Consider the following 25619-nt stretch of genomic DNA (forward strand, 5'->3'; position numbering starts at 1 on the left):
GCGCGCCAAAGCGGATTGTGGTTCGGTTCTCGAATCACTCGCTCACGAGGTTGTCGACCAAGCGTGTGAAGCGGTCGAGCAACCGGTCCGGTACCGACGGTTCGACGAGTCGAAGCAACGCCGCCGTCTCCTCGGGCGCCGCGAGCGCGAGCGTCACCCGCCCGCGCTCGTCGCGGCGCTTTTCGACCAGCGCCTGTTCGTGCAGGTGGCCGACGTGCCACTCCAGCGTGCTCCGGGCAATATCGAGGGCGTCGGCCACCGCGGTGGGGGAACTCGGCCCCGATTCGACGAGGTAGAGTACCACGTCCCGAGCCGTCTCCCGGCGGACCACGGCCACGGCGGTTCGCTCCCACTCGTCGTACTCCGGCGTGTAGTAGTGGGTGCGGCCGTACAGCGACTCCGCGACGACCCGGTCTGCCCGGCGGAGCTCGCCGAGGTGGTACTGGAGCTGTCCAGTCGCCAAGTCGAGTTCGCGGCCGAGTTCGTTGAAGTGGACTCCGGGGTGGGTGTCGACGTGGCTGACGATTCTGTCGCGATGGTGGCTCACGACGCCGACACCTCGCGTCGGACCGTCCGCGCGTAGTACACCGCCGCGACGACTAGCGCGACCATCACCACGTCGAGGCCGTGTTCGAGCAGGTGGTGTTGCGTGGGGGTGAGGACGCCGACGAGACTGAAGCCGACGACTGCCGACCGGCCGAGGAGCGCCGCGAACGCGGCCACGATGAGGAGGTAGGGGCGCGAGCGCCGGCGGACGAAGGCGGCGATGGCCAGTCCGAGCAGTATCGACGTTCCGAGTCCGGCGACGCTCACGACGACGAGTACGCCCGGAGAGACGGCGGCGTGGAGCGCGACGACCATAGCGGCCGTTCGGCACGCGCCCACCTCAACGCTTGCATCCGGGGCTACTCGGCGGTAGTGTCGGGAGAAGTTGTGCGTGGGTGATGTCCTGGATAGGCATCACCTGCATCGCGCGGCGGTGTGCCGCGAGTGACGGGTGTGGCCCGTCTGTGCGATGCGTGGGACCGGATTTGAACCGGCGGACCTCTACAGGACAGCGCCCTCAACGCTGCGCCGTTGGCCTAGCTTGGCTACCCACGCTCGCATGGGTTCTGTCGTACGCATCTATTCGTTGACCGGGGTATTTGAAATGGCTTTCCTTTTGCCTGCCGTCGGTCACGCGACCGACACCTTTGCCGCGGGGCGACGACCGCCGACTCGTCGCCGTTTTGTGGGTCGCCCCCCGAGAACGACGCATGAATGCACGCGACCGCGTCCCCGAACTCACCGCCGTCCTCTCGATTGCGTCGCTGGCGCTGGTGTTCGGCGCCGTTCTCGGTGCCGTTCCGCGCGCGGTCATCCCTCACGCGCCGGCCGGCGTCGTCGCCGCGATTCCGCACGTCAACGCCGTCGTCAGCACCGTCGCCATCGGCACCATCGCCAGCGGCGTCGCCTTCGCTCGTCGCGGGGAGTTCGGCCGGCACCGCGCCGCAATGGTGCTCTCGGCCGTACTGTTCGCGCTCTTCCTCGTCCTCTATCTCTACAAAGTCGTCCTCGAGGGCCCGGCGACGTTCCCGGGACCGGACGCCGTCTATCGGCAGGTGTATCTCCCCATCCTCGCAATCCACATCCTCCTCGCCGTCGTCTGTATCCCGCTTTTGTACTACGTCCTGCTGTTGGCGACCACCCGTCCGGTTGGTGCGTTACGAGACACCGCCCACGCCCGCGTGGGCCGCGTCGCCGCGAGTCTGTGGCTCGTCTCCTTCTTCCTCGGTGACGTCGTCTACGCGCTGCTGTACCTGCTGTACTAGTCCACGTACAGCGAGTAGACGATGACCGCGAAGCCGAGGAAGGTGAGCGTGCTCTCGATGACGACGGAGTGTGCGAGTTCGAGCGACGTGAACTGGTGGCCGACGCCCGCGAGGAGCGCCCCCACCGTCACGAGAGAGAAGCCGATGGCGAGCGCTCGGAGCGCCTCGGCCCCGGTTCGCCGGTAGGCTTTCAGCGAGAAGTACGTGATTAGCCCGCCCAGGAGGAGCGTCCCCGTCTTGACGCCCGCGAGGATGATATCGAGGTGGCTCACGTCTCCTCTCGCACCTCCGACCACAGGGACGCGAGTCGTTCGTCCGCACTCTGTGCCGGCCGCGCGACGGAGATTTCGAGGGTCCGGTCCTCGTCCAGCCCGATTTCGACCGCTTCGAAATCGATTCGATACCGCGTCGTGTGGTGGCCGTCAGCCCGGATTTCCGTGCTCTCCGCGAGCAGCGACGCCTCCGTCAGCAGGTCGAGTTTTCGATACGTCGTCGACATGGGGATATCACACACGTCCGAGATTTCGTTCGCCGTCATCGGTTCGTCGAGGTGCTTGACGATGGTCCGGCAGTCGGCGTCGTCGAGTGCGTCGAGGACCGACTGCAAAGCGGGAGTCTCCGCGCCCGACTGCGGATCGCGCACCATGCTCTTCTCTCACCATGGCAGTCACTTATACTGTCGGACCCCGCCGAACATGTTCGCGTACAACCTTTCGTAGTATCAATGCGTATCAATAGTTGTCATGAGCACGACCACCGATTCCGAGAGTACGGCGAAACAAGAGACGACGACGGTCCACCTCCGCGCGACGGGCCACGTCCGCGACGCGATGGAACAGTCCCATCAGGTGTACACCTTCGAGGGTGACACGCTCCGTGACCTGTTGGAGCAGTTCTTCGACGAGCGACCGGACCTCGCGGACATGCTCATCGCCGAGACGGAGGCGGAGGCGTCCACGGACGGGTGGGCGGTCCCGCCCGAGAACCTCCCCGGAACGTGGCACAAGAATCCCGAGGGCGAACAGACCCGGCCGTTCGCGCGCGTCCTCGTCAACGGGAAGTTCAACGAAGTGCTCGACGGCTTCGACACGAAACTCGAAGACGACGACCGCGTGAGCTTCGTCTACCCGTTCATCTTCTGTTGCTGACGAGCGGTCGTCGCCCGCCGTTCGACGCGGCGACAGCGGACGGTATATAGTCGCGGCGGCCGAGCGTTGCGACATGCCAACGGCGACGCTCGCGGTCACGCTTCCGGCCGACATCTGGATTGCCGACCTCTCGACACGCTTTCCCGACGCTACCTTTCGCGTCCTCGCGGCGCTTCCGGACGACGACAACACCGGCGTCGGACTCGTCGAAATCACTGCCGACGACGTCGGGACGGTGCTCTCGCGGCTGAACGACACCGACGGCGTCCGAGTCTTCGAAACCCTCTATCGAGGTGAGGACCGAGCGCTCGTCCAGTTCGAGACGGATGATCCGCTGCTTCTCATGTCGGTTCGCAACTCGCGCGCTCCCTTCGAGCCACCGGTGACCATCGCCGACGGGATGGCCAACCTCGAGATTACGGCCCCCCGCGACCGACTGTCGTCGCTCGCCGACCAGTTCCGGGCGCTCGGCCTCGAGTTCGATGTTCAGTCCGTCCGGACGACTATCGACTCCGAGTCGGTCGTGAGTGACGAACAGCGACGGCTGGTAGAGACGGCCGTCCAAAAGGGGTATTACGACGTTCCGCGGACCTGCACGCTGACGGAGCTCGCCGACCACCTCGATATCGCCAAATCGACGGCGAGCGAACGACTCCACCGAGTCGAGAGCGCGATTATCCGCGCTTTCGTCGAGGACTAGTCCTCGTGGGAGTGGCCGCCGTGGCTCGCGCCGTCTTCGGGTGGACGCCCGCCCGCATCGCGGAGCATCAGTATGAGCCCGAAGACGATGGGCGAGAGGAAGGCTGCGACGAGCGATCCGCCGATCATCAGGGACATGTTGAAGCCGTTCTGATCCATGCCGCTCCCGCCGCCACCGCTGCCGCCCTCACCGCCGCTTCCGCCGCTTCCGCCGCTCCCGCCACCGCCGCCACCACCGCTGACGACTTCGGCGCCGGACGGGACGTTGTCGCCGACGACGACGACGCCTTTCATGCCCAGTGACTGGTGGGGCTGGCAGTAGTATTTCGAGACACCACCGGACTCGAAGGTGTGGCTGAACGTGTGGCCCTCCTCTTGGACCAGTTCGCTGGAGTAGTCGCCGCCGGACTCCGCGGCGACGTTGTGGACGCCGCCGTTACCCGTCCATTCCCAGACGACTGTCGTTCCGGGGTCGACCTGAATCGCCGCGGGGCCGAACCCGTACGCGGCGCCGTTCGCCTGGACGCCGACGTCGACGGTCACTTCGCCGCTGCCAGTCATGTCGTGGACGCCGTCGTAGTTGCCCACGTCACTCATCCAGCCACCGAACGGACCGGACTGTGCTGCTGCGGTTCCAGTCACGCCTGCACCGACGAGTCCGGCTCCGACGGTGCCGGCACCCGCCCGTAGCAGCCCTCGCCGTCCCAGCCGAGCGTCGCGTTCCTCGCTCATGGTCGCTTTCCCGTAGACGGGACCCCTCAAAAATATTGCCGGTTTCGGATTCCGGCTCCGAACCCCCGATTTTCGACCGGTCGGTCAGTCGTCTGCGGGCGCAGATTCGCCGCCGACGGCGGGCCGCGTCACGTCGCGGTCCGTCTGTTCGCCCTCGATGTCGTAGGGGTACTCGCCGGTCACACAGCCGAGACAGAGGTCACCTTTCGTCCGCCCGAAGACGGACGCGATGGCGTCGATGGAGAGATAGGAGAGGCTGTCGGCGCCGATTATCTCCCGGATGTCGTCGACGCTCTTGTCCGCGGCGATGAGTTCGTCTCGACTCGCCATGTCGATACCCATGTAGCAGGGGGCGACGATGGGCGGGGCGCCGATGCGGACGTGGACTTCCTTCGCGCCGGCGTCACGCACCAAGTCGACGAGCTGCGTCGAGGTAGTTCCCCGAACGATGCTGTCGTCGATGATGGTGACCGTCTTGTCTTCGACGGTGCTCCGAATGGGGTTGAGTTTCAGTCGGACTGCGCGCTCACGTTCGTCCTGTGTCGGCATGATGAACGTCCGCCCGACGTAGCGGTTCTTCATCAGGCCCTCCGCGAACTCCACGTCGGCGCCGTCCTCGTTCGCCGCCTCCGCGTATCCCGAGGCGAACGAGCGTCCCGAGTCGGGGACGGGCATCACCACGTCCGTCTCGATGCCGCTCTCGTCCCAGAGTTCGCTTCCGAGTTTGCGCCGCGCGTCGTAGACGAGTTCGTCGTCGATGATGGAGTCCGGGCGAGCGAAGTAGACGTGTTCGAAAAAGCAGTGCGCGGTGTCGTCGCGGTCGACGAGTTGATACGAGTCGAAGCCGCTGCCGTCGGGTTCGAGGACGATGAGCTCGCCCGGATTCACGTCGCGGACGAGTTCGCCGTCGAGCGTGTCGATGGCGGCCGACTCCGAGGCGAGGACGTAGCCATCTTCGAGTTTCCCGATACAGAGGGGGCGATTCCCTTCGGGGTCGCGCACCCCGAGCACCGACTCGTCGTGCATGATAGTCAGCGCGTACGAGCCGTGAATGCGGCCCATGGTTCGCTTGACCGCGCGCACCAGGTCCTCTTCGAGGAGGTTGCGCGCCAGGTCGTGGGCGATGACCTCGGTGTCGCCGTTGGAGGTGAAGGCGTGACCCAGTCCCTCGAGTTCCGACCGAATCTCGCCGGCGTTGACGAGGTTGCCGTTGTGTGCGAGGCCGAGCGACCCGGACTTGAACGAGACGGAGAAGGGCTGGGCGCAACTGGCGTTGACGCCGCCCGACGTGGGGTAGCGAACGTGGCCGATGCCCGCCGTCCCGTTCAACTGGTCGAGGTCGTCGGCGTCGAACGCGTCGCCGACGAGGCCCATCTCGACGTGACTGTGTTGCTGGAAGCCGTCGTGTGTTACGATACCTGCCGACTCCTGTCCCCGATGCTGTAACGCGTACAGAGAGTAATACAGGGGCCGGGCGGCGTCGCGGTCTGCCAGAGAGACCCCGACGACGCCACACTTCTCGGTCATCCCGTCCGGGGAACGCTGTTCCCGCCCGTGTGCCATGGGTGTTGGTTGTGTATCGCGGGGTAAAAAGCCACGCTATTAGGGCTGGCTCGGAGGATTTTGCCGGAAATCGAATCGGTGGTTCAGCCACTCGAACGTCGGAAGACAGCAGAAAGCGAGAAAGTCCGTTCGATTACTCGCCGGATTTGCTCTGCCACTCGTAGCCGCGGCGTTTGGCCGAGTCGCCAAAGCCACACGACGAGCAGACTTTCTTGCGAACGTGGTACGATTTCTCACCGCAGCGTCGACATTTGACGTGGGTCGTCTTGTTCTTCTTTCCCTGACTCGGCGTGCCTGCTCCCGTCATGTACTTATCGTCACGACGTTGTCGCCGCGTATAATGGTTGTGTTGTCGACCGACTCGATCTCCGGTTCGCCGAGGATTCTCTCCCCGACTTCGTCGGCCGGATCGAGGACGACGTTCATGTGTTGGTCGTAGCCACCGAGCACGCCGTGATAGGCCCGCCCGTCTTTGAGATGCACTGTTACTTCCTCGTCGAGCGAGGCCTCCAGCACGTCGAGGGGTCGTCCGCTCATGGCAACAAAGGCAGCGGGTGGGAATAATAAACGTACCGAAGGTCGTTACGCGGCTGCCCGCTCGAATCCGCGACAGAGCGTAACGATTAGGCGCAGCCGTGTGAAACTGACACATGTCATGCCCTCCACGACCCCCGCAGTCGAAGCCGTCGACCTGCGGAAGCGCTACGGCGACGAAGTCGCGCTCGACGGCCTCTCGCTCTCGATTCCCGCCGGGACAGTGTACGGGTTCCTCGGCCCGAACGGTGCCGGGAAGACGACGACCATGCGCCTCCTGACTGGGTTGTCGACGCCCGATTCCGGCTCCGTTCGCGTCTGTGGCGTCTCCGCCACTGACCGACGCTCGCTTGCCCCGCGAATCGGTTATCTCCCCGAGACGCCGCCGCTGTACGACGAGTTCAGCGCTCGCGAACAACTCGATTACGTCGCCGACCTGCGAGATATCCCGACCGACGACGCCCGTGACCGCATCGAAACCTACCTCGAAGAGTTCGACCTCGCGGCCGACGCCGACCGCCGTCTCGGAACGTACTCGAAGGGCATGCGACAGAAGACGGCGTTCATCCAAAGCGTCCTGCACGACCCCGACGTGCTCTTTCTCGACGAACCCACCTCGGGACTCGACCCGCGCGCCGCCCGTCGCATCCGCGAGTCGGTCGTCGACTTCGCCGACGCGGGCGCGACAGTCTTCCTGTCGACCCACATTCTCTCCGTCGTCGAAGCCGTCGCCGACGAGGTTGCGGTGCTGTTCGACGGCCGATTGGTCGCCGAAGGGACGGCAGACGAGGTACGGGCCCGCGCCGAGACGGGTGCGAGTGCGTCGCTCGAAGACGCCTTTCTCGCCGTCACCGGTGACGCCGAGCGCCCCGAATCGGACGCGACACAGGGCGCATGAGCCTGCGACGTGACCTCCGCCACGGCCGTCGCATCGCTCGCGCCGAGTTCTGGCGGAGCATCCGTCGCTACGCGCAGAATACACGTCGCCTCGTCGGTGTTGGATTCGCCATCCTGTTTTTCGGCGGCTATCTGCTCTTCGCCCTGCCCTCGGCCTACGCTACCGGGCTGACGGCCCGCTCTCTCGACGCGATTCCGCTGTTTGGCCCCGTGGCGACGGCGATACCCGTCTTCCTCCTCGGACTCGCCGTTCTTCGGACGATGGAGCGAATCAGCCGTATCGACGCCGCACCCCTCGTCTTGCTGACCGTCCATCCACGGGTCGTCGTCTTCGGCCTCGTCGGCAGCGAACTCGCTCGGCTCGCGGCGTGGTTCGGCGTGCCGGTGCTGGCCGTCGTCGCCGCCTTTGCACTCGGACTCGGCGCGCCCGCCCTCCTCGTCTCGGCACCGCTCGTTGCCCTGCCGCTCGTCTGTGCTGCGGCCACCTGCGGATACGCCCTCGGACTCGGTCTGCTGTCCGCCTTTCGGCGACTCCCAAACGTCCGCCGTCTCGCGAAGGCCGTGGGCGTTCTTGCGATGCTCGCCGTCATCGTCGGGTCGCAGTTCGCCGGGCAGTTCATCGTCGAGTACGGTTCGTCGCTCTCGACGCTCGCCTCGCGGTTCACCGCCGCTCCGGTGGCCGACTACGTTGCGCTCGCGTTCTTCCCCACGCCGCTCGGCCGACCGCCCACCGCGTCCGCCCTCGCCGTCGGTATCGCCTGTCTCGCGCTCACGCCGCTCGGACTCGCGGCCGCGACTCGGCAGGCGTCTCGGCTCTGGTTCACCGACGCCCCGACTCGCGACACCACGCACGCCTCGTCGTCGGGCTGGTTCGCGGCGCCGCGCCCCTTCGCGTGGCGGCCGGCGGGCCGCATCGCGTGGGGGCATCTCGTCCGCGCCGCCCGCCGGCCCCAAGAGTTCGCCCATCTCGTCATGATACTGTTTTTCCTCGGCCCCGTCGGGACGACGCTGGCGCAGTCGTCGGGCGACGCGCTCGCATCGCTCGTCGCCGCGACGGGCGTCGGACTGGGGACGTATCTCGCTGGCGCCACCTTCGGACTGAACCCGCTCGGTGACGACCGGCCGACACTCCCCTTCCTTCTGCTCACCGAGCGGTCGCCGCAAACGCTCGTTCGGGGTCGTGTCGTCGCTGGCCTCGCAGTTGGCCTCCCAGTCGCGGTGGGCGTTCCGCTCGCGTCCATCCCGTTCGGTGCAGCCCCTCGCTCCGCCGTCGCCTTGGCCGCGCTCGGCATCGGAACCTGTTTCGCGGCCGCGCTGTTCGCCGTCGGCCTTGGCAGCGTCTACCCCATCTACGACGCACGGAAGTTCTGGGGGACTGAGACCGTCGTCCCGTCGACGCTCGTGCTGATAACGTACCTCCTCGTCGTCGGCGTCGGGTCGCTCGTCTGTCTGGCAGCGACGTGGTTTGCTCTCTCGGGCGGACTCGTCCTCACACCGGTCGCGCTCGGCGTCGCGGGCGGCTACGCCCTCTTCACCGCACTCGTGTCGCTGGGGTCGTATCGCTACGCCGTTCGGCGCTATCGGCAGTATACGATAGCGTAAATCGCGCGGGCCGACGGTATAAGTTCGTCTCGGCCCTACAGGGGGTGTGAGCTATCCCGTCACCTACTACTGTCCGCACTGCGAGGCCATCGTCGAACTCGACCGCGAGGGGTATCTCGCCGACAAGTCGGTGACGCCGTATCCGCTCGCCGGGTGGGAGTACGTCGACGCCGACGGGGACGTTGAAGCCGCCGATGGCGTTCGGTTCGTCTGCGGCGATGACGGCACGCTGAAGGACGACGACGCCGCCGGGTGTGGCGAACCGTTCTACCTGAGTTACGTCCGGTACGAGGACGGCGAGGAAATCGAGGCGCGTCCCGAGAGCGAGTACGTCAGAATCGGCCGCTGAGCCGTTATCCCTTGATGTTACAGACCGGGTAGGTGCGAGCCACCTTGTCGCCGATGTCGAGGGCGTCCGAGACGCGGACCACCTCGTCCACGTCCTTGTAGACGCCGGGCGCCTCCTCCGCCACCGTCGCGCCGCTCTGGGCCTTGACGTACACTTGGTTCTGCTCGCGGAGTTCGTCCTGCACCGTCTCGCCCCAGAACTCCTGTTTGGCCTGCGTCCGACTCATGAGTCGGCCGGCGCCGTGGGCCGTCGAGCCGAAGGTGAGGTCGAGCGACGATTCGCCCCCGCGGAGGACGTAACTCCCTGCGCCCATGCTGCCGGGGATGATGATTGGCTGCCCCACGTCGCGGTAGGCGGCCGGCACCTCCGGGTGCCCGGCGGGGAACGCCCGCGTCGCGCCCTTGCGGTGGACGTACAGTTCGCGCTCTTCGCGGTCGGCGGCGTCACCGCCTCCAATCGGTCGACCCTCCGGGTCGACCCCAACTTCGTGAACCTCCTTTTTCGCGATGTTGTGAGCCACGTCGTACAGCAGGTGCATGTCCATCGACTCCCACGAGCGGTCGAACACGCGCGCGAACACCTGCCGGACGCGGTGCATGATGAGTTGGCGGTTCACCCACGCGAAGTTGATGCAGGCACACATCGCGCCGTAGTACGCCTCGGCGAGCTCCGACCCCGCCGGCGCCGCCGCGAGTTCCTTATCGGGGAGACTGTCGAGCAGGTCGCCGTGCTCTTTCTCGATTTTTCGGAGGTAGTCGGTGCAGGTCTGGTGGCCGAGCCCCCGGCTCCCGCAGTGGATGAGGACGACGATTTGGTCCGGTTCCAGTCCGTACGCATCCGCAACGTCGTCGCGATAGGTGTCGGTCACGCGCTGGATTTCGAGGAAGTGGTTCCCGCTGCCGAGGCTGCCGAGTTGGTTCTTCCCGCGGTCTTTGGCCTTCTGGGAGACGGCGCTAGGGTCTGCGTCCGGGCGCCGGCCCTCGTCCTCGCAGTGTTCTAGGTCGGCGGGGACGGCCCATCCGGCCTCGAGCGCCCAGTCGACACCGCGTTCGAGGACGCCCTCTATCGTCTCCTTGTCGCCGTCGACGACGCCGCCGCCACCGAGGCCCGAGGGGACGTTCGCGAACAGGGCCTCGACGAGTTCCTCCTCGCGACCCTGCACGTCGTCGTAGGTGAGGTTCGTCCGCATCATCCGGACGCCGCAGTTGATGTCGTAGCCGACCGCGCCAGGCGAGATACAGCCGTTCTCGGCGTCCGTGGCGCCGACGCCGCCGACCGGGAAGCCGTAGCCTTGGTGGCCGTCGGGCATGCAGATGGCGTGGTCCGTCATGCCGGGCAGGTGCGTGGCGTTTTTGAGTTGCTGAAGCGTCTTGTCGTCGCCAATCTCGTCGAGGAGCGCCTCGCTGGCGAGGACGCGAGCGGGGACGCGCATCTCACCCTCCTGTGGAATCTCCCAGACGTACTCCCGGACCTGTTCCAGCCGGATGCCGTCGATTTCGCGGGTGGTCATGGTCGGGCCGACGTGACCGACGCGGGAATACGTTACTACACGTCGAGCACGACGTAGGCGTCCCACCCCGATCCCGTCTCCTCGATTCGCATTTCGGAGTAGGTGACGGCCTTCACGTCGCGCGCGCTGATGTCGGCGAACGGCACCCCGCGGGCGCTGGCTTCTATCATCCATTCGGCGCCCGCCTCGCGGACCGTCGCCTCGTTGGCGACGGGGAGGACGCCCCGAACGTCGCGCTCGTAGATGAGCTGGTCGAGATAGTCGAACAGCAGCGCCTCCAGTCCCTCGGCGCGGACGGTGAGCGAGAATCGCTCGCCAGTCTCGGGGATGTCGTCACAGGTGGCTGCCGCGAGGCCGTCGCCGGCGGCGGCGAACGTCTCCCCGAGGGTCGCACCCGTCGCCGCCACGGCCACGTCGGCGGTGTGGGGACGGAGTTCGTAGCTCATACCCGCCCCTGTCGGGGGAGGGTCAAAACGATTCTCACCGCAGAGCCGGCGACGATGGTCGGCGACGACGAAGTTATATTATCCGGCCCCGCTAGAAGTGCGGTAGTGAGCGTCACCGTCGAGAAACGTGTCGATGGGCCTGGCACGACCGACCACGCCGACGAGGCCTGGGAGCTCAAAGAGCGCATCCGGCGCAATGAGGGCGTCCTCAAGCAACGCAAGCGGTTCTTTATGGACGCCTATCGTCGCGCGACGACACATCTCCTCTATCTCGACGACGACTTGGTCGGCTTCGCCACCGCGCGCCGCGACGGCTACATCCTCTTTCTCGCCGTCGCGCCCGAGCGACGGGGCGAGGGGTTCGGACGCCGCCTCGTCGCGGAGGTAGCCGAGGACCACCGCACCGTCACCTGTCACGCACGAGCGACGAACGACCCCGCACTCGACTTCTACGAATCCATCGGCTTCGAAATCAAGCGCCGTATCGAGCGCTACTACGAGGACGACGGCGACGCGTACTACCTCCGACTCGGGCCGGACGAGCGACTTCGTGACCGGCTCTCCGAGTTGATTCGGCGCTAGAACTCGTGGGTGCCCTTGTCGGTGACCACTTCGTCGACGAGATGCATCGGCGTCGCGTCGTAGGCCGGGTTCTCGATTTCGACGCCTTCGACGGGTTCGCGGATAATCTCCGCGGGTTCGCGCTCCTCGTTCTCGAAGACGAAGTCGTCCTCGATAATCTTCGACTCGGAGCCGACGACGGTGACGGGGACGCCGACGACGTTCGCCGCCGCGGCCAGCGGGAAGGTGCCGACGCGGTTGTAAAGCGTGTCCTCGACGATGCAGTCCATCCCGACGACGACGCGGTCACACCGGTCGAGCACGTAGCCGGCGGCGCTGTCGACGAGGAGGTGCGGGTCGACGCGGTCCATCTCGGCGAGGCGACGGGCGGTCTTGCGCCCTAGGTAGCGCGGGCGCGCTTCGGTGACGTAGCCGGTGAGGTGGGCGCCCTCGGCGGCCGCGGTTTCGATTGCCTGTAGCACCGTCGAGGAGTAGTCGTGCGTGAGGAACGTCTCGCCGTCTTCGAACGTCTCGGCGGCGTTGTCGGCGGCGTGGCTCTTGCCGGTCTCAATTGCCTCGACGATGCGGTCGATCTCCTCGCGGGTCCGCGCTTTCGCGTCTTCGACCGACTCCGTCTCACCGAGGACGTGGTCGACCACCTCGACCATCGCCTTGTGGAGCGAGGCGTGGGAGGGGTTGGCTCGGCGGAGCGCGCCCGCGTTGCGTTCGAGGTCGCGCTCGTAGTCATCCACGTTCCGGTAGTCCCGGTCGAGGAGTTCGCCGAGCGCGACGGTGGCCCTGACAGCGACCACCGACGAGCTGTGCGTCTGCATCCGCTGAATCTCCTCGATAGTCTCGTCTATCATATCGGAAGGTGTCGTGTAGACGGCAAAGACTTTCCGGCTCCGTCAGTCCTCGGCTCTGCGGGCGTAGGCGTACGCGAGGAGCGCGGTGACGAACCAGACGACGGCACCGACGCGGACGGCGAAGGCGGCGCGGGCGCCCCACGTGGGGAGCGTCGTCGTCGTCGAGAGGAGTGCGACGAGGGGGGCACCGACAACGATGGTCGTGACGAACGTCACCTGCATCACCCAGCCGAAGTCGACGCCATCGGGGTCGGTGCGCTTGACGCGGTGTGGCACGCCCACCCGTAGATTGGCGACCGAGTAAGGTGTGACGGTTCACCACATGGCCGGCAGTATAAGTTCCTCGCCGCCGATGGGCGTGGCGTGTTCCCCGCGCCCGACACCCGCCGCCCGTGGCACCCGTTCGTCGTCGAGTTCGGGCTCGTCACGGGGGTTCTCGTCGCCGTCGCCCTCTGGTACCGGCTCTGTGGCGCCGCCCTCGCCGCCGTCGGCGGGCGGTCGTCGCTGCTCGTCTCCGGCGTCGGCTTCGCCGCGCTCTTTCTCGCCGGACTCGGCGTGGGGACTGTCGCGTACGCCACGGCCCGGGATATCGACGCTGGCGTGCGACTGCCGTCGCCCTCGGCGTGGCGCGCCGTCGTCGCGGCGGCCGTCGTGCCACCGGCGTTCGTCGCACTCACCAAACTCGTGGGCGTCGCCACCGGCGTCCCGTACAACGCCCTGACGAAGACGGCTGTCGCCGCCGACCCGCCGCTCGGGCCGGTGGCCCTGCTCGCGGGGCTGACGCTGTCGATTCGCGTGCCCGCGCTCGCGCTAGTGTGTCAGGTCGTCGTCCAGCGGGGGTTCGAGCGCTCGGGCGGCGACGCTTGGGCCGTCGTGGCGACGACACTGGTCGCGTCGTTCGCGCTGGTTGGCACCGCGGGGTCGGTGACGCCGGCGCCGGACGCCGGGAAACTCGTCGGTCTCGCGCTGGTCGCGGGGTCGCTGCTCTGCTGGGACTACGCGTCACGGAGCGAGCGACGGACGGTGCGCCGACTGAGTCCCGTCCCGTTCACGCTCGTCTTGGTTCTGCTCGGCCTCGCGGCGCTCGTCTCGGTGCGCTCGGTCGCCGGCGCTTGCTTCGCGTTCGCGCAGGTGGGTACGTTCGCCGTCGCCGCCGAGACGTTCCGCCGCACCGACTCGCTGGTCCCGCCGGCGCTCGCGTACGCGAGCCTCGTCGTGGCGAACCGCGTCGTCGTGGTCGGTTTCGAGGCCGGGCTGCAGAACTGGTAACTCTCAGTCGTCGAGGAAGTCGGTCACGGCGGCGTGGAACGCCTCGGAGCGTTCGAGCATGGCGAGATGCGCCGCGTCGTCGACGGTCGTCCACTCGCCGTTCGGGAGTCGCTCGGCCAGCGCCTCGTGGTACCACGGCGGCGTGAGTGCGTCGTATTCGCCGACGACGGCGAGCGCGGGCGTCGAAATCTCGTCCAGGCGACCCCGGACGTCGAACTCGTGGCAGGTGCGGAAGTCGCGTTCGGTGACGGCGCGGCCGGCCGCTCGGAGGCCCTCGGTCGCGGCGTCGGTCAGGGCGTCCGCGGGGTCGTGAAAGAGGCGGTCCGGGCCGGTGAGGAATTCGATGGCTCGCTCGAAGTCGTCCTCCAGCCATCGTAGGAGGTCGTCCATGACGGCCAGGCGCGCGCCCGTGCCGGCGAGGACGGCCGCGGACACGTCGTAGTCGCGTTCGAGGAGGAGGTGGAGGACGACGGCGCCGCCGAGGGAGTGCCCACAGAGGGCGCTCGCGTCGGTGGCCTCCGCGACGGCGACGGTGTCGTCGACGTACGCCGAGAGCGCCTCGTACCCCGCCTCGGCGGTCACGTCTCGGCTCTCGCCGTGGCCGCTCAAATCGAGGGCGACCAGTGGCCGGTCGGCGTCGAGGCGTCCCTGTGTCGCCCAGACCTCGTGTGAACCGCCGCTCCCGTGGACACACAGGATGGGGTCGCCGACGCCGCCGCGCTCGTACCGGCGATACGCCGTCTCCCGGCCGTGGTGTGTAACCGTTTCCATGAATCCGTGTAGCGCAGGGAGAGGGATAAACCCGCGCGCCGACCCAGTCCAAGTGTGAACCGCAATTCGATGCCAATTCGTCTACCCACTTGCCGTCCGTCGATTAACCGCAGAAAGCCTTATATACTTAGATGCCTAACGTGTAGTTAGGAATCAACATGGTAAACCAACAATACACCGGTGAGAACGAGCAATTCGTTCGCCGGTACGAGTACGGCGAGGAGTGGGTCGTCGCGGCGGACATCGGTGTGAACGGGGACCACGTGGACGTGGACGTGGCCGGAGAGACGGCCATCGTGCTCGTCGACGGGGAAACCCAACTCGAGTTCGACGTTCCCGGAAGTGCCGAAAGTGTTGACACGAACAACGGCGTACTCGTCGTGAGGGGAAGCCTATGAAACTCGTCGTCAAACCACTGAAACAGAAGGACGCCGGTCGTGGCCTCGCTGCCATCGACCGCGCGGCCGTCGCCGACATGGGTCTCGAAGTCGGGGACTACATTCGTATCGAGGGGAGCGAGGGCACGGCCATCGCACGCGTCTGGCCCGGCCACCCCGAGGACCAGGGCGCGGGCATCATCCGCATCGACGGTCAGCTTCGCCAGCAGGCCAACGTCGGCATCGACGACCGCGTCGAGGTCGAGAAGGCCGAGGTGAAGCCGGCCGAACAGGTGACGGTCGCCCTGCCCCAGCAGATCGGTATCCGCGGGGACATCGGTCACTACCTGCGTGACAAGCTGACCGACAAACCGATCACGAAGGGCCAGACGCTCCGCGTCCCCTTCGGCTTCGGCTTCATGAGCGGTCGCCAGAGTCAGGCGCTCCCGCTGAAGGTGGCCGACACCGACCCCTCGGGGACGGTCGTCGTCACCGACTCGACGGAGATCGTCATCAGCGAACAGCCCGCCGAACAGATTCGCGAGACGGCCGAGGGCGAGGAACACGCCGACACGCCGGACGTGACCTACGAGGACATCGGTGGCCTCGACCGCGAACTCGAACAGGTTCGCGAGATGATCGAGCTGCCGATGCGCCACCCCGAACTGTTCCGTCGGCTGGGCATCGACCCGCCGAAGGGCGTGCTCCTGCACGGCCCGCCGGGAACCGGGAAGACGCTCATCGCCAAGGCCGTCGCCAACGAAATCGACGCCTCCTTCCACAACATCTCCGGCCCGGAGATCATGTCGAAGTACTACGGCGAGAGCGAGGAGCAGCTCCGCGAGGTCTTCGAGGAGGCCGAGGAGAACGCTCCGGCCATCGTCTTCATCGACGAAATCGACTCCATCGCGCCCAAGCGCGGTGAAGCCGGTGGCGACGTGGAACGCCGCGTCGTCGCCCAGCTGCTCTCGCTGATGGATGGCCTCGAAGAGCGAGGCGAAGTCGTCGTCATCGGCGCGACCAACCGCGTCGACGCCATCGACCCCGCGCTCCGCCGTGGCGGTCGCTTCGACCGCGAAATCGAAATCGGCGTCCCCGACCGCGACGGGCGCCGCGAAATCCTGCAGGTCCACACCCGCAACATGCCCCTCGCCGAGGACGTCGACATCGACGCCTTCGCTGAGTCCACGCACGGTTACGTGGGTGCGGACCTCGAGAGCCTCGCGAAGGAAGCCGCGATGAGCGCGCTCCGTCGCATCCGGCCCGACATCGACCTCGACGCCGAGGAAATCGACGCCGAAATCCTCGAATCGCTCGAAGTCGACGAGGACGACTTCCAGGAGGCGCTGAAGGGCATCGAACCCTCCGCGCTGCGCGAAGTCTTCGTCGAAGTGCCCGACGTCACGTGGGAGGACGTGGGCGGACTTGAGGACACGAAAGAGCGCCTCCGCGAGACCATCCAGTGGCCCCTCGACTACCCCGAGGTGTTCGAGGCCATGGACATGGAGTCCGCGAAGGGCGTTCTCATGTACGGCCCGCCGGGGACGGGGAAGACCCTCCTCGCCAAGGCCGTCGCCAACGAGGCCGAGTCCAACTTCATCTCGGTGAAGGGGCCGGAACTCCTCGACAAGTACGTCGGCGAGTCGGAGAAGGGCGTCCGCGAGATATTCAGCAAGGCTCGCGAGAACGCTCCGACGGTGATCTTCTTCGACGAAATCGACGCCATCGCGACCGAACGGGGTCGCAACTCCGGTGACTCCGGCGTCTCGGAGCGCGTCGTCTCGCAGCTGCTCACCGAACTCGACGGGCTGGAGACGCTAGAGGACGTGGTCGTGATTGCCACCTCCAACCGCCCGGACCTCATCGACTCGGCGCTCCTGCGCCCCGGTCGCTTGGACCGTCACGTCCACGTGCCCGTTCCCGACGAGGTTGCACGGCGCGCCATCTTCGAGGTCCACACCCGCGACAAACCGCTCGCGGACGACGTCGACCTCGACAGTCTCGCACGCCGGACGGAGAACTACGTCGGCGCCGACATCGAGGCCGTCTGCCGCGAGGCGTCGATGGCCGCCAGCCGCGAGCTCATCAACAGCGTCTCGCCCGACGAAATCGGCGAGTCCCTCGGCAACGTCCGCATCACGATGGACCACTTCGAGCAGGCACTCGGCGAAGTGACCGCGAGCGTCACCGAGGAGACGCGCGAGCGCTACGCCGAAATCGAACAGCGCTTCACCAACGACGAACCCGAGGTCGGTGCGGAAACCGAGACGAGCCGAACGTTCCACTGATCGGCTCGGCTTAGGCTCGGCTTTTATCCACGTTATACTGTACTATCTTTCCGTGTGAGCGGTGACGTTCCGGTGCATCTCGGCGCCGCAACGCGTTTGTCGGGTGACACCTTCGCGACGCCGCGTCAAGCCGTTTCCTCCCGGTCGCCTAAGCTCGTAGGCCCCGCCCTTCGGCGCGATAAATCGCCGCTAAGCACGTAGGGACGCTTCTCACGGAGTGGGAGTTGGTATCTAATATCACAGTCGGCGCTGCATCCGGCACGGTCCGGTGCATCGCTGATTCCACCCACCACTCATGACCAATACTCGTTTCCGCGCGGTGTCGCTCAGTCTGTTGCTGATCCTCTCGGTCGTCGTGGGGTCCGTCGCGTTCAGCGGTGCCGCGACGGCCGCGACGAACGTTTCGATCAAGCCAGACGACGCGACAGTCGACGCGACGAACGTAACGTACACCGCAGAAGGTAACGTCCAACTCGGTAACCAAGACACGCTCCAATACGCCGACGTCCACCTCGGCCCGGCGAACGTCAGCGCCGTTGGCGCCGATGACGTGACGGTGTTCGTCGACGGCAACCAGTACTCGGGCGGTATCACGGAGTTCAGCGCGTCGAACGGCACGGTCGAGTTCAAATTATCGGATTCGGAAAGTCTCAGCGACGGTGACCACGTCGAAGTCGCCCTCGCCGACGTGACGAACCCGAGCAGTAACTTCACCGCGAACGCGACGCTGCACGACTCCGGTGACGCCCAGTTCCAGGAGTTCCAGGACGACGTCGTCATTACCGATGCGGCGAACATCGTCTACGACGACCTGACGGTCAACGACACGTCCGTCGACACCGGTGACGACGTTCGCGTCTCGGCCACGGTGCAGAACACCGGCGGCGAGTCAGGGACGTACAACGCCTCCCTGACCGTCGACGGCACGACGACGGCGTCCAACGAAGGAACGCTCACCGCCGGTGAGAGCACGACCACGGCGTTCGTGACCGACTTCGATTCCACGGGCGCGTACGACGTGGGCATCGAGGAGCTCGGTCCGAAGACGGTCAGCGTCTCCGACACGCTCAACATCACCGACGGGTCGGCGTCGCCCGCCGAGGTCCAGCCCGGAACGACCGTCGACAACCAGAACGTCTCCTACACCGTCACCAACCTCAGTCAGGACGGTGACACCGACGTTCATTACGTCGAGTTCCCGGACGCACTCGCGTCGGGGCTCTCGGTCAACTCCGCCGACTCGAACGCGACGAGCATCACGTCCAGCGCGAATCTGGTCGACGGCTTCGACGGCGACGGCACCGACGACACCGTCAAATTCGCCACCAGCGGTGACGGCGGTGGCGACATCGACGCGACGCTCTCGACCGACGTCAGCGTCACGTACCCCTCGACCAACGACACCTACGCCATCGACGTGCGGACTGTCGACAGCGACGGCGAGGTGGTGACGCGAACGGGCGTCACCTCGATTTCGGCGAGTGGCGAGAGCACGGACGGCGGCACTTCCGGCGGCACCACCGACGACGGCGACAGCACCGAGAGCGGCGACGACGGTGATACGCTGGTCCCGGCTGGCGACGAGGTGATAGTCGACGACGTCGACCTGGTCGCAGACGGCGAGGACGTCGACCTCGTCGTGACCTCCGACGAATCCCTCGACCGAATGACCGTGGCCGTCAGCGGCCCGGTCGACGAGACGGTCCAGCGCCGCGACTTCGAACTCTCCCGGCAGGACGAGATGTACGTGTACACGGCGGACGTGACGACGGGAACCTCGGGCACGTTCGAGGCGACGGTCGAATCCGCCGTTGGCGACGGGATGAAAGCCACGCCCGACGCGACGGCCACGCTCACCGTCGGCCCCAGTTCTGACGAGGGGAGCGCAGCCGCTGCGCCCCCGTGGCCCGACGACAGCGAGAGCAGCCATACGCTCGCCGCGACGGTCGACGAGGATTCGAGCGTCGCAGGCGAGACGCTCCGGAGCGTCGAACTCGGATACAGCGACGCCTTCCTCGATGCGGGTGGAAGCGTCAGTTCCGTGAGCGACGACCAGAACGTCGCGGCCCTGACCGTCGTCGACGCGGACGGCACGGTCGAGTCGCGGATGGGCGGGACCGACGCCGTGACGGTGAACACCGACGACGGCACCGTCTCCCTGAACCTCGCCGACGTGGACAGTTCGCGCATCCCCACGCTCGAAGCGGGTGACCGCGTGGTCGTGCGGGTCCGCCCCGTCACGAACCCCGAAGACGCGGGCGAGTACGACACGTCGCTCACCCTCGGCACCGCGGGCGACAGTTCGGTCGAGACCGACCTCTCGCTTGACGTCCGTGCGGGGGACGCCACCGCCGCGTTCGCGTCGACGGTCCTCACGCCCGACGACGAACGCGTGTCGGTCGACCTGAGCCAGTCACAGGCTCTCGATTCGGTCGCGCTCACGGCCGGCCACGATGGGTCCGGCGTGGTCAACGTGGCCGTCCCGGAGGACCGGCCGAACGCGGCCGCCGACCTCTCCCGGCCCGTGGTGACGGTGCTGAACATCACTCGGCCCGACGAGGTCGAAGACCAGTCGACGACCGTCTCCGTGTCCGTCGAGGACGACGCCTACGGCAGCAGTTCGGACGCACTCACGCTCCTGCGCTACGACGACCAGAGCGACGAGTGGGTCGAACTCGACACAACCGTCGCCGACACCAGTTCCGAGACGGTGACGGTGCAAGCGACCACCGGGGAGACGTCGCTGTTCGCGGTCACCTCGGCCGAGATGACCCAGACAGCGAGTGACGCCGACGAGCAAGACACTGCGACGCCCGACTCGTCGTCGAACGAACCGGCTAGCCAGCAGACGGCGACGGCCGCCGACAGTCAGCAGGCGGTGGACGCAACGGCGACGCCGGCCGGCACCGAGACGAGTTCCTCGGCGCCCGGCTTCGGCATCACCCTCGCCGTCGTCGCCGCACTCGGTGCGGCGCTCTTGCTGGCTCGGCGGAACTGACCCGACTGCGCCGCTGCGACGCCTCTTTTTCGGGATTTGGGCCATCGCCTTTCCCCGTGGCCACTGACGGACGCCGTATGCGCGGTGCCAATCCGTCGGCAGTGGGCGAGACGCCCCTCCTCGAACTCGATGTTGACCTCCCGCCGACGACGCCGTCGCGATTCCGTTCCCCGACCGGGGCGACCGATATCCGGAGCGTGACCTCACCGCGACAGTCGACCCCGCACGCGGTGGGCCGCTACTGCGGGGCGACGCCTCCTGACGGGTCAGTCGTCGCTCTCGTCGGGACCGACGGCCAGCACGGAGACGGAACTCGTCCGGAGGACGCGTTCGGCGACGCTGCCGACGAGATAGCGGTTCAGCCCCGACCGGCCGTGGGTGCCCATCACCACGAGGTCCGCGCCCGTCTCCGCGATGAGGGCTTCGAGTTCCGCCTCGATGCTCCCGTCGAGGACGTGTGTCGTCACCGACTCGACGCCCGCGTCTTCGACCGTCGCGCGACGGCTGTCGAGAATCTCTTGGCCCGTCTCTTCGAGTTCCGAGATGATGGTTCCGAGCGAGGGCGACGGCGCCGTAACTGGCTCTCTGACCACGTAGACCAGGTGGAGCGACGCGTCGTACATCGTGGCGAGCTCTATCGCGTGTTCGAGCGCCTGGTCCGCGCACGCACTGCCGTCGGTCGGGTGGATGATCGTGTCGTACATAGTGGCTAGTGTGAGTGAAGCTACCTCAGCGACGGCCCAAGGTACTTGTCCTGCTCTGGGTCTGACGCTCGATTTTCGCCGAGGGCGTCCGCGAGAGAGCCGAAATCGCCCGCGAACTCTCGCCCCCGACTAGTTGAAATCCCAACACGTTTTGGGTTGGGCCGAAGTTATTAGGCCGGGATGAGTTTATACCGACGAATAGTGATGGTCAGTATGGTTCGAGCATTCGGGGCAATCCGTCGGGACGACATCCCAAGGGGGGTAGTCGACGTGGGGGGTAACTCGTGAGTCGGACGACGGAGGCCGACGACGCGGACGAGGGGGTCGAGTTACACGACGCCGACGGCGAGGCGCCGACGATACTCATCGTCGACGACGACAAGGACCTCGCGGATACGTACAGCGTGTGGCTCTCCGACGACTTCGAGGTGGAGACTGCTTACGGCGGGGTGCAAGCGCGCAAGCAGATTCACGACGGCCTCGATTTGGTCTTGCTCGACCGGCGGATGCCGGGCATCCCGGGCGATCAGGTGCTCGAAGACATTCGCGAGCAAGAACTCGGCTGTCAGGTGGCCATGCTCACCGCCGTCGAACCGGACACGGACATCATCGACCTGCCGTTCGACGAGTACCTCGTCAAGCCGGTGACGCAGGCCGAACTCCGGGAGGCCATCGACGACCTGCTCTTGCGACAGGGGTTCGACACCGAGGCGCAGGACTATTTCGCGATGGAATCGACGGCGAAAGCCCTCGATACGCGCGACGAGGAGAACCTCCGCGACCCGGACGCTGCGGCCGCCTTCGAAGCCGAGACGGCGGCAGCGGGCGACGCCGAGCAGATTCGCGAGATGAAAGAGCGGCTCGAACGCCTCCAGCGCATCACCTCCGTCATCCGCGATATCGACAAGCAGCTCGTGGTGGCGACGAGTCGCGAGGAAATCGAGCGGACGGTCTGTGAGCGCCTCGTCGAGTCCGACCCCTACGGGTTGGCGTGGATTGGCGACTACACGCTCAGTTTCGACCAGGTGAGGCCGAACGTCGTCGCCGGCGCGGACGACGCCTCTCTCGACGACCACCCCGTCGCCGACGGCGGCGGCGGCCCGGCCTCCAAAGCCGTCTCCTCCGGCGAGGTGCAGGTGGTCAACGACCTCTCCTCGGAGCGAGGGCAAGAGATGCTCGACCCACTCGAGTTCGCCGACGACGACCCCGGATACGCCGCCGGGGCTGTCGTCCCGCTGATATATCGCGACACCGTCTACGGCGTCTTGAACGTCTGTACCGACGACCGGGACATCTTCGACGAGCGCGAGATATCCGTTCTCTCGGAGCTGGGCGACAGCATCGCGAACGCCATCAACTCCGTCGAGAGCAAGCGCCTGATGCTCTCGGACACCGTCGTCGAACTCGAGTTCGACGTCGAGGACCAGTCCGACGTCTTCATCTCGCTCTCGACGGAGACAGGGTCGCGCATCGAGCTGAAGAGTTTCGTCCCCGCCGCCGACGGCGAGCTCACGAGCTACGTCGAAGTCACCGGCGCCTCGACGTCGGCGTTTCTCGACGCGGCGACGGAGATGCCGGAAATCGAGAAAGTCCGGGGGGTCGGCGAGTCGAGCGAGGGCGGCCTCTACGAGTGTCGCGTCTCCGAGTCGACGGTCGTTCTCTCGCTCATCGACGCCGGCGCGAACGTGGAGTCGATGCGCGTCGACGAGGGACAGGGCCACGTCACCGCGACAGTCGCGCCCGAGACGGACGTCCGGACGGTCGCCGAGACGATTCAGGAGTCGTTCGACGACGTGGACCTCGTCGCCAAACGCGAGGTGGAACGCGACTTCCAGTCGACGGCGGACTTCCGCCAGTCGCTCGAGAACCGCCTCACCGACCGCCAGTACTCGGTGCTCGAAGCCGCCTACGCCGCGGGCTACTTCGCGTGGCCCCGCGAGTCGACGGCGAAGGAAATCGCCGACTCGCTGGACTTGGCGCCGCCGACCCTCCACGAGCATCTCCGCGGCGCGAAAATCGAACTCATCGAGGCATTCTTCGAGGAGACGGGCGAGTTCGAGAACGAGCGTCTGCGCGACGACGAGTGACCGCTCACAGCACGTAGGTCGGCGCATAGAGGGCGATACAGCCCACCGCCGCCTTCCTGCTGATGCCGCCGTTGACGTAGAAGACAAGGACGACGAGCGTCGCGACGGCGAGCATATAGGTGCCCGAGGCCATCGTCGCCCCCACCTGCTCGATGGCGTAGCCGTCGACGAGGGCGCCGAGGCCGAGCGAGAACAGCGGGTCGGTCACGTTGCTCCCGAACAGCGTGCCGATGGCGATGTCGCCCTCGTCGCGCCCGACGGCCAACGCGGCGATGACGATTTCCGGGGCGGTGGTCCCGAGTCCCGTCACGAGGCCGACGAGGTACTCGGGGACGGCGAGCGCCACCGCCAGCGCGCGACTGTTGACCACCAGTAGGTGGCCGCCGACGACGACGAGGGCGAACCCGACGACGAGCCAGAGTCCGGCGCGGGCGAGCGACCGGTCGGGGTCGCGGTGGCGTTCGATGGCGCCGGCGTGTTCGCCGTCTCGAAGGCGCACGGCGACGAAGACGAGATACGCGGCGACGAGGCCCGCGCCCTCGACTCGGGTGAGCGTCCCCGACCGGAGACCGAGGAGCATGAGCGCCATCGCGGCGATCATCCCCACGCCGTACACCGTCACCTTCTCGCGGGACAGTCGGAGCGGCGAGAGGAGGGCGACCACGCCGACGCCGAGGGTGATCTGGGAGGTGGCGGAGCCGATGATGTGGCCGACGACGAAGTCGCCTGCGCCGTAGATTCCGGCGTAGACGGCAGTCGTCACCTCCGGAATCGAGCTGCCGATGGCGACGAGCGTTCCGCCGACGAGGAGTGTGGGGACGCCGAAGGCCTCGGCGATGGCGACGACCGAGGAGACGACGCGGTCGGCGCCGAACAGGAGGATTGCGAGGCCGCCGAGGAGCGCGAGAGCGTGACCGAGCATCATCCCCTCACGGTGTCGTCGCGCGTCCCGTGCATCTCGGGTCGAGTCTCGGCGCTCGCGCTGAAAAAACGCTCGGAAGTGTTACCATGGAACGGTCTGGGCCGCCAGTTCGAAGCCCGTGACTCATTCAGCGTCCGACGCTGCGTACATCGGTTCGAGGAGGTTCTCGCGGCGCGTTCGCTGGGCGACCACGACGTCGTCGGCTAGCGCGTGTAGCTCGGCGACCGTCTCCGGCAGTCCGACGGGGGCCGCACTGACCACGTCACAGCCATCGACGCGACCCAGTGCGGACGCGCAGGCTTTCATTGCCATCCCGTTTACGAGGCCGTCCGCGACGAGAGCGACGGTCCCCGCCGGCGTCGGGGTCGACTCGACGCCGTCGCGTTCGGTTCGTGCCTCGCGAAACGCTCGCTGCGTCTCGGCGTCGAGTCGGTCGTCGTCGACGCCGAACGCCTCGACCAGTCGGTCGTCGACCCACGCGTGCCCCGTGTCGGTCACGGCGCCGACGGGGAGGGACGGGTCGTCGCGCGAGCGAATCGGCGCCGCGGCCATCACGCCGAGAGTCGCATCGAACTGGTCGGCAATCGGTCGTGCGACCGGTCGTCCCGCCGTCGGGAGGGCGAAGACGACGTCAGGACGCAGCGACCGCTCGGCCAGTCGGTCGACGAGCGCCCGTCCCGCCGTGGTCCGGTCCTCGTACATGCTCGTCTGTTCGTGTCCGGACGAATAACCGGCCGCCCTAACCGGCCGCCTCGCTCGCTCTCGCTTGGATACTTGGCCGCCCATTCAACTGTCCCTGTGCGAACAGATGGGTACGAAGCCCACCGTGACGACGAACGCCGACCCCGTCCCCCCACCACCACAATGGACCAGACACAGCACAGCGACTCGCCGACCATACTCGTCGTAGAGGACGACAGAGACCTCGCGGACACGTACCGCCTGTGGCTCGAACCCGAATACGAGGTGCGAACGGCCTACACCGGCGCCGACGGCCTCGCGTGGTACGACCAGTCGGTCGACGTCGTGTTGCTCGACCGACGAATCCCCGACCTGTCGGGCATCGAGGTGCTCCGAACCATGTCGAAACGCGACATCGACGACCAGAAGGCGATGCTCACCGCCGTCGAACCCGGCCGCGAACTCGCGGACCTACCCTGTGACGAGTACGTCACGAAACCCGTCTCGGAGGCGACGGTCCGCGAGACGGTTCAGGAACTCCAGATTCGGTCGCAACTCGACGACGACCTCCAGCGACACTTCGCGCTCACGTCGAAAATCGTCGCCCTCGAACAGAGCGATGCCGACGGGTCCAACGAGGCCCTCACCGAACTCCGGCGCGACGCCACCCAGATTCGGGCGCGCATCGACGACCGGTTCTCGGACCTCGACGACTTCGATTCGGCGTTCCTGACCCTGCAGCAGTAGGTGGCTCGCGCGCCGACGCAGAGACACGTCGGCCCGGGTCGTCAGGGTCGCCGAGCG

29 protein-coding genes and 1 tRNA gene are annotated in these 25619 nt (G+C 66.8%); 13 read left to right on the top strand and 17 right to left on the bottom strand.

Annotation, left to right across the window (positions count from 1 at the left end; genetic code table 11):
- Nucleotides 1-34 precede the first annotated feature (34 nt).
- The 3 genes from BLU18_RS00375 to BLU18_RS00385 all read right to left on the bottom strand — a co-directional run bounded on the left by BLU18_RS00375 (nt 35) and on the right by BLU18_RS00385 (nt 1101).
- On the bottom strand, nt 35-547 hold the full coding sequence (locus BLU18_RS00375) for a winged helix-turn-helix transcriptional regulator (protein WP_092629763.1): 513 nt from the start codon (nt 545-547) through the stop codon (nt 35-37).
- Nucleotides 544-861 (bottom strand): DUF7471 family protein, encoded by a 318-nt coding sequence (locus BLU18_RS00380; protein WP_092629766.1) that lies wholly within the window; start codon nt 859-861, stop codon nt 544-546. The genes BLU18_RS00375 and BLU18_RS00380 overlap by 4 nt, the downstream gene beginning before the upstream one ends.
- Before the next feature lie 155 nt (nt 862-1016).
- A tRNA-Leu gene (locus tag BLU18_RS00385) sits at nt 1017-1101 on the bottom strand.
- 155 nt (nt 1102-1256) lie between these two features.
- Between BLU18_RS00385 and BLU18_RS00390 the strand changes: the two genes are divergently transcribed.
- Nucleotides 1257-1811, top strand: a complete 555-nt coding sequence (locus BLU18_RS00390; protein ID WP_092629769.1) for a DUF420 domain-containing protein — start codon at nt 1257-1259, stop codon at nt 1809-1811.
- On the opposite strand, the gene BLU18_RS00395 is transcribed toward BLU18_RS00390, so the two are convergent.
- Complete coding sequence (locus BLU18_RS00395; RefSeq protein ID WP_449272125.1) at nt 1808-2083, bottom strand: DUF7521 family protein; 276 nt, start codon at nt 2081-2083, stop codon at nt 1808-1810. The two genes, BLU18_RS00390 and BLU18_RS00395, sit on opposite strands and share 4 nt — an antisense overlap.
- Entirely contained in the window at nt 2080-2457 is a 378-nt protein-coding gene (locus BLU18_RS00400; RefSeq protein WP_092629771.1) for a transcriptional regulator, read from the bottom strand. The genes BLU18_RS00395 and BLU18_RS00400 overlap by 4 nt, the downstream gene beginning before the upstream one ends.
- 97 nt (nt 2458-2554) lie before the next feature.
- Here BLU18_RS00400 and BLU18_RS00405 point away from each other — a divergent pair, with 97 nt between their 5' ends.
- Nucleotides 2555-2959 (top strand): MoaD/ThiS family protein, encoded by a 405-nt coding sequence (locus tag BLU18_RS00405; protein ID WP_092629774.1) that lies wholly within the window; start codon nt 2555-2557, stop codon nt 2957-2959.
- A 73-nt stretch (nt 2960-3032) separates the two neighbouring features.
- Entirely contained in the window at nt 3033-3659 is a 627-nt protein-coding gene (locus tag BLU18_RS00410; RefSeq protein ID WP_092629776.1) for a helix-turn-helix domain-containing protein, read from the top strand.
- Here BLU18_RS00410 and BLU18_RS00415 read toward each other — a convergent pair.
- The 4 genes from BLU18_RS00415 to BLU18_RS00430 all read right to left on the bottom strand — a co-directional run bounded on the left by BLU18_RS00415 (nt 3656) and on the right by BLU18_RS00430 (nt 6490).
- Nucleotides 3656-4390, bottom strand: a complete 735-nt coding sequence (locus BLU18_RS00415; protein WP_092629779.1) for a halocyanin domain-containing protein — start codon at nt 4388-4390, stop codon at nt 3656-3658. The genes BLU18_RS00410 and BLU18_RS00415 overlap by 4 nt on opposite strands.
- 84 nt (nt 4391-4474) lie before the next feature.
- Entirely contained in the window at nt 4475-5917 is a 1443-nt protein-coding gene (purF, locus tag BLU18_RS00420) for an amidophosphoribosyltransferase (protein WP_092633529.1), read from the bottom strand.
- Between the two features lie 169 nt (nt 5918-6086).
- The gene (locus BLU18_RS00425; protein ID WP_092629792.1) at nt 6087-6260 is read right to left on the bottom strand and encodes a 50S ribosomal protein L37e; all 174 of its coding nucleotides are present in this window, start codon (nt 6258-6260) and stop codon (nt 6087-6089) included.
- Nucleotides 6257-6490 carry an LSM domain-containing protein gene (locus BLU18_RS00430; RefSeq protein WP_092629794.1) on the bottom strand — a complete coding sequence of 78 codons (234 nt, stop codon included), beginning with the start codon at nt 6488-6490 and terminating at the stop codon, nt 6257-6259. The genes BLU18_RS00425 and BLU18_RS00430 overlap by 4 nt, the downstream gene beginning before the upstream one ends.
- A gap of 118 nt (nt 6491-6608) precedes the next feature.
- Here BLU18_RS00430 and BLU18_RS00435 point away from each other — a divergent pair, with 118 nt between their 5' ends.
- The 3 genes from BLU18_RS00435 to BLU18_RS00445 are packed head-to-tail and all read left to right on the top strand — an operon-like array spanning nt 6609 to nt 9335.
- Nucleotides 6609-7385, top strand: a complete 777-nt coding sequence (locus BLU18_RS00435; protein WP_092629797.1) for an ABC transporter ATP-binding protein — start codon at nt 6609-6611, stop codon at nt 7383-7385.
- Nucleotides 7382-8986 carry a hypothetical protein gene (locus BLU18_RS00440; RefSeq protein ID WP_092629799.1) on the top strand — a complete coding sequence of 535 codons (1605 nt, stop codon included), beginning with the start codon at nt 7382-7384 and terminating at the stop codon, nt 8984-8986. The genes BLU18_RS00435 and BLU18_RS00440 overlap by 4 nt, the downstream gene beginning before the upstream one ends.
- Nucleotides 8987-9032: 46 nt before the next feature.
- A complete protein-coding gene (locus BLU18_RS00445; protein ID WP_092629802.1) occupies nt 9033-9335 on the top strand; it encodes a DUF7969 family protein in 303 nt (100 codons plus the stop codon).
- Between the two features lie 4 nt (nt 9336-9339).
- On the opposite strand, the gene BLU18_RS00450 is transcribed toward BLU18_RS00445, so the two are convergent.
- Nucleotides 9340-10845: an RtcB family protein gene (locus BLU18_RS00450; protein ID WP_092629804.1), complete on the bottom strand. Its 1506-nt coding sequence runs from the start codon at nt 10843-10845 to the stop codon at nt 9340-9342.
- A gap of 35 nt (nt 10846-10880) precedes the next feature.
- Nucleotides 10881-11291, bottom strand: coding sequence for an archease (locus tag BLU18_RS00455; protein ID WP_092629807.1), 411 nt, complete (start codon nt 11289-11291; stop codon nt 10881-10883).
- A 105-nt stretch (nt 11292-11396) separates the two neighbouring features.
- On the opposite strand from BLU18_RS00455, the gene BLU18_RS00460 reads away from it, so the two are divergent.
- Entirely contained in the window at nt 11397-11873 is a 477-nt protein-coding gene (locus BLU18_RS00460; RefSeq protein WP_092629810.1) for a GNAT family N-acetyltransferase, read from the top strand.
- Here BLU18_RS00460 and BLU18_RS00465 read toward each other — a convergent pair.
- Both BLU18_RS00465 and BLU18_RS00470 read right to left on the bottom strand, forming a co-directional pair.
- On the bottom strand, nt 11870-12718 hold the full coding sequence (locus BLU18_RS00465; protein ID WP_092629813.1) for an eIF2B alpha/beta/delta subunit family protein: 849 nt from the start codon (nt 12716-12718) through the stop codon (nt 11870-11872). The two genes, BLU18_RS00460 and BLU18_RS00465, sit on opposite strands and share 4 nt — an antisense overlap.
- 42 nt (nt 12719-12760) lie before the next feature.
- A complete protein-coding gene (locus BLU18_RS00470; RefSeq protein WP_092633531.1) occupies nt 12761-12994 on the bottom strand; it encodes a DUF5822 domain-containing protein in 234 nt (77 codons plus the stop codon).
- 87 nt (nt 12995-13081) lie between these two features.
- Here BLU18_RS00470 and BLU18_RS00475 point away from each other — a divergent pair, with 87 nt between their 5' ends.
- Nucleotides 13082-13987, top strand: a complete 906-nt coding sequence (locus tag BLU18_RS00475; RefSeq protein WP_092629816.1) for a hypothetical protein — start codon at nt 13082-13084, stop codon at nt 13985-13987.
- A 3-nt stretch (nt 13988-13990) separates the two neighbouring features.
- On the opposite strand, the gene BLU18_RS00480 is transcribed toward BLU18_RS00475, so the two are convergent.
- A complete protein-coding gene (locus BLU18_RS00480; RefSeq protein ID WP_092629819.1) occupies nt 13991-14758 on the bottom strand; it encodes an alpha/beta fold hydrolase in 768 nt (255 codons plus the stop codon).
- 158 nt (nt 14759-14916) lie between these two features.
- On the opposite strand from BLU18_RS00480, the gene BLU18_RS00485 reads away from it, so the two are divergent.
- The 3 genes from BLU18_RS00485 (at nt 14917) to BLU18_RS00495 (ending at nt 20421) form a co-directional block, all read left to right on the top strand.
- Nucleotides 14917-15156, top strand: coding sequence for a DUF7127 family protein (locus BLU18_RS00485; protein ID WP_092629822.1), 240 nt, complete (start codon nt 14917-14919; stop codon nt 15154-15156).
- Nucleotides 15153-17423 (top strand): CDC48 family AAA ATPase, encoded by a 2271-nt coding sequence (locus BLU18_RS00490; protein ID WP_092629826.1) that lies wholly within the window; start codon nt 15153-15155, stop codon nt 17421-17423. Before BLU18_RS00485 ends, BLU18_RS00490 begins: the two co-directional genes overlap by 4 nt.
- Nucleotides 17424-17718: 295 nt before the next feature.
- A complete protein-coding gene (locus BLU18_RS00495) occupies nt 17719-20421 on the top strand; it encodes a beta strand repeat-containing protein (RefSeq protein ID WP_092629829.1) in 2703 nt (900 codons plus the stop codon).
- Nucleotides 20422-20687: 266 nt separating this feature from the next.
- Here the strand turns inward: BLU18_RS00495 and BLU18_RS00500 are convergent, their stop codons facing one another.
- Nucleotides 20688-21125 (bottom strand): universal stress protein, encoded by a 438-nt coding sequence (locus tag BLU18_RS00500; RefSeq protein WP_092629832.1) that lies wholly within the window; start codon nt 21123-21125, stop codon nt 20688-20690.
- 284 nt (nt 21126-21409) lie between these two features.
- Between BLU18_RS00500 and BLU18_RS00505 the strand changes: the two genes are divergently transcribed.
- Nucleotides 21410-23212, top strand: coding sequence for a bacterio-opsin activator domain-containing protein (locus tag BLU18_RS00505; protein WP_092629835.1), 1803 nt, complete (start codon nt 21410-21412; stop codon nt 23210-23212).
- Nucleotides 23213-23216: 4 nt separating this feature from the next.
- Here the strand turns inward: BLU18_RS00505 and BLU18_RS00510 are convergent, their stop codons facing one another.
- Together BLU18_RS00510 and BLU18_RS00515 are read right to left on the bottom strand one after the other, a co-directional pair.
- Nucleotides 23217-24137, bottom strand: a complete 921-nt coding sequence (locus BLU18_RS00510; protein WP_092629838.1) for a sodium:calcium antiporter — start codon at nt 24135-24137, stop codon at nt 23217-23219.
- 120 nt (nt 24138-24257) lie between these two features.
- Complete coding sequence (locus tag BLU18_RS00515) at nt 24258-24836, bottom strand: phosphoribosyltransferase family protein (protein ID WP_092629841.1); 579 nt, start codon at nt 24834-24836, stop codon at nt 24258-24260.
- A gap of 162 nt (nt 24837-24998) precedes the next feature.
- Between BLU18_RS00515 and BLU18_RS00520 the strand changes: the two genes are divergently transcribed.
- Nucleotides 24999-25562 carry a response regulator gene (locus tag BLU18_RS00520; RefSeq protein WP_092629844.1) on the top strand — a complete coding sequence of 188 codons (564 nt, stop codon included), beginning with the start codon at nt 24999-25001 and terminating at the stop codon, nt 25560-25562.
- Nucleotides 25563-25619: the final 57 nt, after the last annotated feature.

Source organism: Haloplanus vescus (assembly GCF_900107665.1).
GTDB classification, from domain to species: domain Archaea; phylum Halobacteriota; class Halobacteria; order Halobacteriales; family Haloferacaceae; genus Haloplanus; species Haloplanus vescus.

What these genes read in the sequence shown, in the direction of transcription:
- BLU18_RS00380 (WP_092629766.1), bottom strand. Translation starts at nt 861, where the DNA reads ATGGTCGTCGCGCTCCACGCCGCCGTCTCTCCGGGCGTACTCGTCGTC.
- BLU18_RS00390 (WP_092629769.1), top strand. Translation starts at nt 1,257, where the DNA reads ATGAATGCACGCGACCGCGTCCCCGAACTCACCGCCGTCCTCTCGATT.
- BLU18_RS00400 (WP_092629771.1), bottom strand. Translation starts at nt 2,457, where the DNA reads ATGGTGCGCGATCCGCAGTCGGGCGCGGAGACTCCCGCTTTGCAGTCG.
- BLU18_RS00405 (WP_092629774.1), top strand. Translation starts at nt 2,555, where the DNA reads ATGAGCACGACCACCGATTCCGAGAGTACGGCGAAACAAGAGACGACG.
- BLU18_RS00410 (WP_092629776.1), top strand. Translation starts at nt 3,033, where the DNA reads ATGCCAACGGCGACGCTCGCGGTCACGCTTCCGGCCGACATCTGGATT.
- BLU18_RS00415 (WP_092629779.1), bottom strand. Translation starts at nt 4,390, where the DNA reads ATGAGCGAGGAACGCGACGCTCGGCTGGGACGGCGAGGGCTGCTACGG.
- purF (WP_092633529.1), bottom strand. Translation starts at nt 5,917, where the DNA reads ATGACCGAGAAGTGTGGCGTCGTCGGGGTCTCTCTGGCAGACCGCGAC.
- BLU18_RS00425 (WP_092629792.1), bottom strand. Translation starts at nt 6,260, where the DNA reads ATGACGGGAGCAGGCACGCCGAGTCAGGGAAAGAAGAACAAGACGACC.
- BLU18_RS00430 (WP_092629794.1), bottom strand. Translation starts at nt 6,490, where the DNA reads ATGAGCGGACGACCCCTCGACGTGCTGGAGGCCTCGCTCGACGAGGAA.
- BLU18_RS00435 (WP_092629797.1), top strand. Translation starts at nt 6,609, where the DNA reads ATGCCCTCCACGACCCCCGCAGTCGAAGCCGTCGACCTGCGGAAGCGC.
- BLU18_RS00440 (WP_092629799.1), top strand. Translation starts at nt 7,382, where the DNA reads ATGAGCCTGCGACGTGACCTCCGCCACGGCCGTCGCATCGCTCGCGCC.
- BLU18_RS00450 (WP_092629804.1), bottom strand. Translation starts at nt 10,845, where the DNA reads ATGACCACCCGCGAAATCGACGGCATCCGGCTGGAACAGGTCCGGGAG.
- BLU18_RS00455 (WP_092629807.1), bottom strand. Translation starts at nt 11,291, where the DNA reads ATGAGCTACGAACTCCGTCCCCACACCGCCGACGTGGCCGTGGCGGCG.
- BLU18_RS00465 (WP_092629813.1), bottom strand. Translation starts at nt 12,718, where the DNA reads ATGATAGACGAGACTATCGAGGAGATTCAGCGGATGCAGACGCACAGC.
- BLU18_RS00480 (WP_092629819.1), bottom strand. Translation starts at nt 14,758, where the DNA reads ATGGAAACGGTTACACACCACGGCCGGGAGACGGCGTATCGCCGGTAC.
- BLU18_RS00485 (WP_092629822.1), top strand. Translation starts at nt 14,917, where the DNA reads ATGGTAAACCAACAATACACCGGTGAGAACGAGCAATTCGTTCGCCGG.
- BLU18_RS00490 (WP_092629826.1), top strand. Translation starts at nt 15,153, where the DNA reads ATGAAACTCGTCGTCAAACCACTGAAACAGAAGGACGCCGGTCGTGGC.
- BLU18_RS00495 (WP_092629829.1), top strand. Translation starts at nt 17,719, where the DNA reads ATGACCAATACTCGTTTCCGCGCGGTGTCGCTCAGTCTGTTGCTGATC.
- BLU18_RS00500 (WP_092629832.1), bottom strand. Translation starts at nt 21,125, where the DNA reads ATGTACGACACGATCATCCACCCGACCGACGGCAGTGCGTGCGCGGAC.
- BLU18_RS00510 (WP_092629838.1), bottom strand. Translation starts at nt 24,137, where the DNA reads ATGATGCTCGGTCACGCTCTCGCGCTCCTCGGCGGCCTCGCAATCCTC.
- BLU18_RS00515 (WP_092629841.1), bottom strand. Translation starts at nt 24,836, where the DNA reads ATGTACGAGGACCGGACCACGGCGGGACGGGCGCTCGTCGACCGACTG.
- BLU18_RS00520 (WP_092629844.1), top strand. Translation starts at nt 24,999, where the DNA reads ATGGACCAGACACAGCACAGCGACTCGCCGACCATACTCGTCGTAGAG.